Here is an 8,623-nt window from a genome sequence, read left to right on the forward strand (position 1 = left end):
TTCCTGCGCCGCGCCGAGATCAACCGCCTCTTCGCGCTCCGACGCGATCTGGCGCGTTTCCACCGCATCCTCGGCCCGACCGAGGAGATGCTGGGCCGGCTCGAACATGTCGAGCACGACGGCCTCGACCCGGAGGTGCGCCCCTACTTCCGCGACGTCCACGACCAGGTGCGCCGGGTCGCCGCCCGCACGCAAGGCGCGCGCGAGAGCATCGGCTCGATCCTGGAAGCCTCCAGCCTTCTCGAGCAGCACCGCCAGGGCGAGATCACGCGCAAGCTTGCCGCCTGGGCGGCGATCCTCGCCGTGCCGACCGCCATCGCCGGCATCTACGGGATGAACTTCGAGTACATGCCGGAGCTCCACTGGCGCTACGGCTACTTCGCGGCGCTCGGCCTGATCGGCTCGATCGCGGGCTTCCTGTTCTGGCGCTTCCGCCGCAACGGCTGGCTCTGACGGGAAGCGGAACGAAAAAGGGCGGACCTTGCGGCCCGCCCTTCCCGTCTCTTCAATCCGCGTGCGGCGATCAGGCCGCCTCGCCCTCGGCCTTCTTGATCTCCTGGCCGGTGGCCTGATCGACCACCTTCATCGACAGGCGCACCTTGCCGCGCTCGTCGAAGCCCATGAGCTTGACCCAGACCTTCTGGCCTTCCTTGACCACGTCCTGCGTCTTCTGAACGCGATCGGCGGCCAGCTGCGAGATGTGGACGAGGCCGTCGCGCGAGCCGAAGAAGTTCACGAAGGCGCCGAACTCGACGCACTTCACCACCGTGCCCTCATAGATCTCGCCAACTTCCGGCTCGGCCACGATGGAGTGGATCCACTTCTTGGCGGCCTCGATCTCCTTGCCCGAAGACGAGGCGATCTTCACCGTGCCGTCGTCCTCGATGTTGATCTTGGCACCGGTCTTCTCGACGATCTCGCGGATCACCTTGCCGCCCGAGCCGATCACGTCGCGGATCTTGTCGGTCGGGATCTGCATGACCTCGATGCGCGGCGCGAACTCGCCGAGCTCGGCGCGCGCCTCGCCCAGCGCCTTGTTCATCTCGCCGAGGATATGGATGCGGCCGCCCTTGGCCTGGTCGAGGGCGATGCGCATGATCTCCTCGGTGATGCCCTGGATCTTGATGTCCATCTGCAGCGAGGTGATGCCGTTCTCGGTGCCGGCGACCTTGAAGTCCATGTCGCCGAGGTGATCCTCGTCGCCCAGGATGTCGGACAGGACCGCGAAGCGCTCACCCTCGAGGATAAGGCCCATGGCGATGCCCGCCACCGGACGCTGCAGCGGAACGCCCGCGTCCATCAGCGCCAGCGAGGTGCCGCAGACGGTCGCCATCGAGGACGAGCCGTTCGACTCGGTGATCTCGGAGACGACGCGCAGCGTGTAGGGGAACTGCTCCTTGGCGGGCAACATCGGACGGATCGCGCGCCAGGCGAGCTTGCCGTGGCCGATCTCGCGGCGGCCGGGCGAACCCATGCGGCCGGTCTCGCCGACCGAGTAGGGCGGGAAGTTGTAGTGAAGGAGGAAGGTTTCCTTGTAGGTGCCGGTCAGCGAGTCGACGTACTGCTCGTCCTCGCCGGTGCCGAGGGTGGCCACCACCAGCGCCTGCGTCTCGCCGCGCGTGAACAGCGCCGAGCCGTGGGTGCGCGGCAGGATGCCGGCCTCCGACACGATCGGACGGACCGTCGAGAGGTCGCGGCCGTCGATGCGCGAGGAAGTGTCGAGGATGTTCCAGCGCACGATCTTGGCCTGGAGCTCCTTGAACACGGAGCCGACCTCTTCCTTGGCGTAGCGGGCCTCGCCCTCAGTGGGCAGGAAGTGGGCCGTGACCTTGGCCTTCACCGCGTCGACAGCAGCATAGCGCGCCTGCTTGTCGGTGTTCTTGTAGGCGTCGCGCAGCTCGCCCTCGGCCAGCCCGAGCATCTCCTTCTCAAGCTCCGAGAAGTCCGGCGCCTTGTGATCGCGCGGCTCCTTGGCGGCGACCTCGGCAAGCTGGATGATCGCGTCGATCACCGGCTGGAAGCCCTTGTGGCCGAACATCACCGCGCCGAGCATGGTCTGCTCGTCGAGCTCGTGCGCCTCGGACTCCACCATCAGGACGGCGTCCTGCGTGCCGGCGACGACGAGGTCGAGCTTCGACTCGGCCATCTCGTCGACATGCGGGTTCAGGCGGTACTCGCCGCCGATATAGCCAACGCGCGCGCCGCCGATCGGGCCCATGAAGGGCACGCCCGACAGCGTCAGCGCCGCCGAGGTCGCGACCATGGCGAGGATGTCGGGATCGTTCTCGAGGTCATGCTGGAGAACCGTGACGACGACCTGCGTGTCGTTCTTGTAGCCGTCCGCGAAGAGCGGGCGGATCGGACGGTCGATCAGGCGCGAGACCAGGGTTTCCTTCTCGGAGGGGCGTCCCTCGCGCTTGAAGTAGCCGCCCGGGATCTTGCCGGCCGCAAACGCCTTTTCCTGGTAGTTGACGGTCAGCGGGAAGAAGTCGAAGCCGGGCTTGGGCGCCTTGGCGGAGACGACGGTCGCGAGCACGGCGGTCTCGCCGTAGGTGGCAAGCACGGCGCCGTCGGCCTGGCGGGCGATCTTGCCGGTCTCGAGGGTTAGCGTGCGGCCGGCCCACTCGACCTCGACCTTATGGGTCTTGAACATGGATGTCTGCCTTCATGGGGCGATGCCGATGCGGCATCGCCGGTTGCAGGTATGGAAACGCGCATGGGCAAGACGGCGGGAGGCTTCAAGCGGGTGGGGCCTGGCCCCAAGCCGGGAAGCGTCCGGCAATCCTGCCCCATGAGCGCTCGGCTCAGGCGGCCGGCGGCCCGCGCGGTGCGTGCGGGACAATCTACTCGGCCGGGGCAGCCGCACCGTGGTGCGGCCTCATGCGATGCGGCGCGCCGGTCGGGCCGACCGGCGCGCCGCGAAGGTCTTTAGCGGCGAAGACCCAGGCGGGTGATCAGCTGCGTGTAGCGCTCTTCCTCGCGGTCCTTGAGGTAGTCCAGGAGGCGGCGGCGCTGCGAGACCATCTTCAGAAGGCCACGACGCGAGTGGTTGTCCTTCTTGTGGTCCTTGAAGTGCTCGGTCAGATTGCTGATGCGCTCCGACAGAAGGGCGACCTGAACCTCGGGCGAACCGGTGTCGCCTTCCTTGGTCGCGTACTCTTTCAGAAGCTCGGCCTTGCGCTCGGGCGTGATCGACATCGGGTTTTCCCCTTTCTTGAATGAAGGATCGGTGAGACGCCCGGGCCGGGATGTCGGCCAGCCGGGGCCATGAACGCTAAGGGCCCGGCTGCCTGGCAGCCGACCCCGCGCCGTTCCTATAGCGATCTTGCGCGCCGAACGCCACCCTCGGCGCGATTTGCCGCTAAAGGGCGGCCAGGAACGCGCCCATCCGGTCCATGAGCCGGTTCGCGGCGGGGATGCGCGCGTTCATCTGAAGGACGGCGTGGATCATGCCGGGCAGGCGCTCGTGCGTCAGGGAAACGCCGGCGGTCTCGAGGCGCTCGGCCAGCGCCTCTCCCTCGTCGCGCAGGGGATCGGCCTCGCAGGTCGCGAGAAACACCGGCGGCAGGGCGTGGAGGTCGTCGGCGACAAGCGGCGAGGCGTCGGACGAGCGCCGGTCGCGCTCGTGGGGAATGGCGTTGGACGCCTCGAACTCCAACGAGTCGCGCGTCATGATGCGCCCCTCGTTCTCGCGCAGCGACGCGTGAGGCTTGTCGGGTCGCATGTCGGTGTTGGGATAGATCGCAAGAACAGCCGCAAGCGGATCCCGTCCGAGTTGGCGACCGACATGAAGGGCGTAGAGGCCGCCGACCGAGTCGCCTCCGACGGCGGGCTTCCCCGGCACGCAGTCCGCCATTTCGGGATGGTCGAGAAGAAAGCGTGCGGCGCGCTCGCACTCGCGGTGCTGCACCGGAAAGGTCGCCTCTGGAGCCAGGCGATAGCCGACCGAGGCCACGAGGCGCCCCGTGCGCCGCGCGAGTTCGCCGAGCACCGGCTCGTGCGTGTCGAGCGAGCCGGCGATCGCACCCCCGCCATGAAACCAGACAAGAAGGCGCGGCGGTTCGCCGTGAATGCCGTGCGGCCGGTAGAGGCGCACGGGAATGTCGGGTCCGCCGGCTTGCGGAACGGCGATCTCGCGCCTGGAGACGCCCGGCGGGAAGGGCGCGGAGAAGCGCTCCAGTCCGGCCGCGTCGTCGCGCGCCTTCCGCAGCTTCCCCTCGCGGGTCGCGGGCGGCGGCTGGAGACGTCCGCTCGCTTCGATCTCATCGAGCACGGCCTGGGCGGCGATGTCGAGGGTCGTCTCGTTGGGGTCGGGCATCAGGGGCATCTCGTCACTGGCCGGCCGATCCGTGGCCGGCTGCGCAACGCATGGAGCCCCCTCCCCGATCCCTCGTCTCGTTCAGCCCCGGCCGCCAAAGACGCGCTTGGGGTGGAACGAGCCCTGCTCGATCGAGCCGATCGCGACCAGCCGCCCATGGCCGGTGGCATAGGCCTCCTCGCAGAAGGCCGGGGCGTCGCGCCCGCGCAGCAGAACCGGGTTGCCCGACAGGACGCGGCCCGCCTGGTCCTCGGAAAGCGGCACCTCGTAGAGGTCGGACAGCGCCGCCTCGGTGCCCAGGATGAGGCGGTCCAGAGCCTCGAAGCGCACGACGCGAGGCCGCGCGCCGCTGGCCTGCTGCTCCTCGGTCAGCTCCTCCAGGCCCTCGTCGGCGGCGTCCATCAGCTCGTCCAGCGTGACGAGGTCGTCCTCGGTGAAGCCGCCGACCTGCACGCGGCGAAGGTCCACCACATGGCCGAAGCAGCCGAGGTCGCGACCGAGGTCGCGCGCGATGGAGCGCACGTAGGTGCCCTTGCCGCATTCGGCCTCGAAGACCGTCGTCGCGGCATCCGGCTCGCCGACGATGTCGAGGCGATGGATCGTGACGGGACGCGCGGCGATCTCGACGGTCTCGCCGGCCCGGGCGAGGTCATAGGCGCGCTCGCCCTCGATCTTGATCGCGGAGAACTGCGGCGGCACCTGGCTGATCTCGCCGCGATAGCGCGGCAGCAGCGCCTCCAGCGCTTGCCGGGTCGGGCGAAGGTCGGAGGAGTTCGTCACCGGACCCTCCGTGTCGTCGGTCGTGGTCTCGGCGCCCCAGCGCACGGTGAAGCGGTAGGTCTTGGTGCCGTCCATGACGAAGGGCACGGTCTTGGTGGCGTCGCCCAGCGCGATCGGCAACATGCCGCTCGCCAGCGGGTCGAGCGTTCCCGCATGGCCCGCCTTCTGCGCGAAGAAGAGCCACTTCATCTTGGCGACCGCGTCGGTGGAGCCCATGCCCACCGGCTTGTCGAGGATCACCCATCCCGAGACGGGGCGCCCCTTCGGCGTCTTGCCGCGTCGTGCCATCAGTCCTGTCCGTCCTTGTCGTCCTCGGGCGCATCCACGCCCGTGTCGCGCCGCACCTCGGGCGAGCGCAGGAGCGCGTCGATGCGCGCGTAGTTGTCGAAGCTGTCGTCCTCGCGGAAGCGCACCTCGGGCATGTACTTCATGCCGCGCAGCGCCGGCGTCAGCCGCCCGCGCAGGAACTTCGCGTGGTGGTTCAGCGCCTTGATGAAGGGCGCGGTGTCGGTCTGGCCGAGCACGGTCACGTAGGCGGTGGCGAGTTTCAGGTCGGGGCTCATGCGAACCTCGGTCACGGTCACCACCGATCGCTCCAGGAGCGGGTCGAGGATCTCGCCGCGCCCCAGAACCTGCGTCAGGGCGTGGCGCACGATCTCGCCCACCGAAAGCTGGCGCTGCGAGGGTCCCTTGGGGTTGCCGGATTGTCGGGCCATGGCGGTCGGTCCTTGACGGTCGCGCGGCGTCGGGGCCGCGCGGGGTCAATGCGAAAGGCGGGCCGGCGTTTCCGCCAGCCTCCCTCTGAAATGGGTGAGCCCGGCGTCGCCGCCGGGCTCCGGGTTCGAAAAAGGGAGCGTCCGGCCGTGCCGGACGCCGATGCTCTCAGAGCGAGCGGGCGATGTGCTCCACGCGGAAGCACTCGATGACGTCGCCCTGACGGATGTCGTCGTAGTTCTGGAACGCCATGCCGCACTCCTGGCCGCCCGGAACCTCGGCGACCTCGTCCTTGAAGCGCTTGAGGGTCTTGAGCGTCCCCTCGTGGATGACGACGTTGTCGCGGATGAGGCGCACGCCCGCACCGCGCTCGACCTTGCCCTCCGTGACGCGGCAGCCCGCGACCTTGCCGATCTTGGTGATGTGGAAGACCTCGAGGATCTCCGCATTGCCGAGGAAGGTTTCGCGACGCTCCGGCGACAGAAGGCCCGACATCGCCTGCTTCACGTCATCCACGAGGTCGTAGATGATGTTGTAGTAGCGGATCTCGATGCCCTCGCGCTCCGCCAGCTGGCGGGCTTGAGCGTTGGCGCGGACGTTGAAGCCGATGATCGCGGCGTTCGAGGTCGCGGCGAGCTGCACGTCCGACTCGGTGATGGCACCGGCGCCCGAATGGACGAGCCGCGCCTGCACCTCGTCCGTGCCGAGCTTCTCCAGCGCCGTTCCGATCGCCTCGACCGAGCCCTGCACGTCACCCTTGATGACGAGCGGGAAGGTCTTGAGGCCGCTCGACTGGAGCTGGCTCATCATCTGCTCGAGCGAGCCGCGCTGGCCGGCGGACTTGGCCACCGCCTTCTCGCGGGTGAGCCGCTGGCGGTACTCGGCGATCTCGCGCGCTTGCGCCTCGTCCTTCACCACCGCGAAGCGGTCGCCCGCCCCCGGCGTGCCCTGCATGCCGAGGATCTCGACCGGCGTCGAGGGACCGGCGGCCTTGAGCTGCTTGCCCTTGTCGTCGATCAGCGCGCGCACGCGGCCCCACTGATCGCCAGCCACGACGATGTCGCCGGTCTTCAGCGTGCCGGCCTGAACCAGCGCGGTCGCGACCGGACCGCGGCCGCGGTCGAGCTGGGCCTCGATCACGACGCCCTCGGCCGTGCGGTCGGGATCGGCGCGCAGGTCGAGGATTTCGGCCTGGAGGACGATCGCCTCGAGCAGCTTGTCGAGGTTGGTGCCGTTCTTGGCCGACACCTCGACGTCGAGCACCTCGCCGCCCATGGATTCGACGAACACCTCGTGCTGGAGGAGGTTCGTGCGGACCTTGTTGGGATCGGCGCCCGGCTTGTCGATCTTGTTGATCGCCACGATGATCGGAACACCCGCCGCCTTGGCGTGGCTGATGGACTCGATGGTCTGCGGCATCACCGAATCGTCGGCCGCCACCACGAGGATCGCGATGTCGGTCGCCTGCGCGCCGCGGGCACGCATCGCCGTGAAGGCGGCGTGGCCCGGCGTGTCGATGAACGAGATCTTATGCCCGCCCTGCTCGACCTGGTAGGCGCCGATATGCTGCGTGATGCCGCCCGCCTCGCCCGACACGACGTTGGTCTTGCGGATGGCGTCGAGTAGCGAGGTCTTGCCGTGGTCGACATGGCCCATGATGGTCACGACCGGGGGACGCGACACCATCTTCTCGGGGTTGCTGGCGATGTCGAAGATGCCGGTCTCGACGTCCGACTCCGCCACGCGGCGGACCGTGTGGCCGAATTCCGACGCGATCAGCTCCGCGAGATCGGCGTCGATCACGTCGCCCGGCTTCATCATCTGACCCTGCGCCATCAGGTACTTGATGACGTCGACGGCCCGCTCCGACATGCGGTTGGCGAGTTCCTGGATCGTGATGGTCTCGGGGATGATCACTTCGCGGGCAATCTTTTCGCGCTGCTGATTCTGCTGGGAACGCTTGAACTTCTCCTGGCGCCGACGCATCGACGACAGAGAGCGGCCACGCGCATCCTCGTCCGACAGGGCCCGGCCGACATCGACCCGGGCTCCCGCGCCGCGACGGTCGTCGCCCGTGCGGGCACGGGTCGGCTTGGCCGCATCGGCCGCCGGCCCGCGAGCGGGACCGCGTCCGGGACCGGCGCGACGCCGATCGTCGTCGTCGTCCGCGCGCGTCTTCTTGGTGAGGTCGGTGCGGCCGGCCGGGCGCAGACCCAGACCGTCGTCGACCGGCGGCGGGCCGGGAATGACGTTGCTGTTCGCCCCCGCGCCCGAGCGAGCGACGGGCTTGTTGGCGGCACGGCGGGCCGCGTCCTCCTCGGCCTTGCGGCGGGCGGCGGCCTCGAGCTCGAGACGCGCGGCCTCCTCGGCCTGACGACGCTCGGACTCCTCGCGCTCGGCGCGGCGCCGCTCGTCCTCGGCGATGCGGCGGGCCTCCTCGATCTGGAACAGGCGCCGGTCCTCGGCTTCGCGCTGCTGCGCGAGGATCAGGGCGCGGCGACGCGCATCCATCTCCTTCGAGGAGAGGTCCGACAGAACCGCGCCGCGCGGCTGGCGGGCGCCGGGCGCACCGCTCTGGGGCGCGCCGGGACGGCCGGCGCCACCGGCGGGCTGGCCGGGGCGACCGGGCTGGCCGGGACGGGCCTGCTGCCCGGACGGGGCGCCGGGGCGCTGGTTGTAGCCGCCCTGCGACTGGCCCGGACGACCGCCCGGCTGGCCGGGACGGTTGTTGTAGCCCGACGGTCCCGTGGCGGGACGCGCGGGAGCAGCACCCGGACGCGCGGCGGCGGGCGCCGCCGGACGGGCGGGAGG

6 protein-coding genes and 1 pseudogene are annotated in these 8,623 nt (G+C 69.5%); 1 reads left to right on the forward strand and 6 read right to left on the reverse strand.

Translation table 11 applies throughout. From position 1 onward, the window contains the following. Positions 1 to 453 (forward strand): CorA family divalent cation transporter (locus AUL35_RS17180; RefSeq protein WP_280137350.1); only part of this gene is annotated, 453 nt, incomplete at its 5' end. 70 nt (positions 454 to 523) lie between these two features. Here the strand turns inward: AUL35_RS17180 and pnp are convergent. From pnp to infB, 6 genes and pseudogenes are all read right to left on the reverse strand, one after another. Continuing rightward, the gene (gene pnp, locus AUL35_RS17185) at positions 524 to 2,653 is read right to left on the reverse strand and encodes a polyribonucleotide nucleotidyltransferase (protein WP_062016942.1); all 2,130 of its coding nucleotides are present in this window, start codon (positions 2,651 to 2,653) and stop codon (positions 524 to 526) included. Between the two features lie 275 nt (positions 2,654 to 2,928). After that, on the reverse strand, positions 2,929 to 3,297 hold the full coding sequence (rpsO, locus tag AUL35_RS17190) for a 30S ribosomal protein S15 (RefSeq protein WP_280137351.1): 369 nt from the start codon (positions 3,295 to 3,297) through the stop codon (positions 2,929 to 2,931). Between the two features lie 64 nt (positions 3,298 to 3,361). Further along, positions 3,362 to 4,318: an alpha/beta hydrolase gene (locus AUL35_RS17195; protein WP_062016947.1), complete on the reverse strand. Its 957-nt coding sequence runs from the start codon at positions 4,316 to 4,318 to the stop codon at positions 3,362 to 3,364. Between the two features lie 81 nt (positions 4,319 to 4,399). Further along, a complete protein-coding gene (truB, locus tag AUL35_RS17200; protein WP_062016949.1) occupies positions 4,400 to 5,386 on the reverse strand; it encodes a tRNA pseudouridine(55) synthase TruB in 987 nt (328 codons plus the stop codon). After that, a complete protein-coding gene (gene rbfA, locus AUL35_RS17205) occupies positions 5,386 to 5,814 on the reverse strand; it encodes a 30S ribosome-binding factor RbfA (protein ID WP_062016951.1) in 429 nt (142 codons plus the stop codon). The genes truB and rbfA overlap by 1 nt, the downstream gene beginning before the upstream one ends. A gap of 166 nt (positions 5,815 to 5,980) precedes the next feature. Beyond that, positions 5,981 to 8,623, reverse strand: a pseudogene (gene infB, locus AUL35_RS17210) (translation initiation factor IF-2); the annotation flags it as partial.

Origin of the sequence: Aureimonas sp. AU4 (assembly GCF_001463765.1) — a bacterium.
Taxonomy (GTDB): Bacteria; Pseudomonadota; Alphaproteobacteria; order Rhizobiales; family Rhizobiaceae; genus Aureimonas.

Excerpts from the sequence above, each read along its gene's own strand:
- rbfA (WP_062016951.1), bottom strand. The coding sequence starts at position 5,814 with ATGGCCCGACAATCCGGCAACCCCAAGGGACCCTCGCAGCGCCAGCTT.
- pnp (WP_062016942.1), bottom strand. The coding sequence starts at position 2,653 with ATGTTCAAGACCCATAAGGTCGAGGTCGAGTGGGCCGGCCGCACGCTA.
- AUL35_RS17195 (WP_062016947.1), bottom strand. The coding sequence starts at position 4,318 with ATGCCCGACCCCAACGAGACGACCCTCGACATCGCCGCCCAGGCCGTG.
- truB (WP_062016949.1), bottom strand. The coding sequence starts at position 5,386 with ATGGCACGACGCGGCAAGACGCCGAAGGGGCGCCCCGTCTCGGGATGG.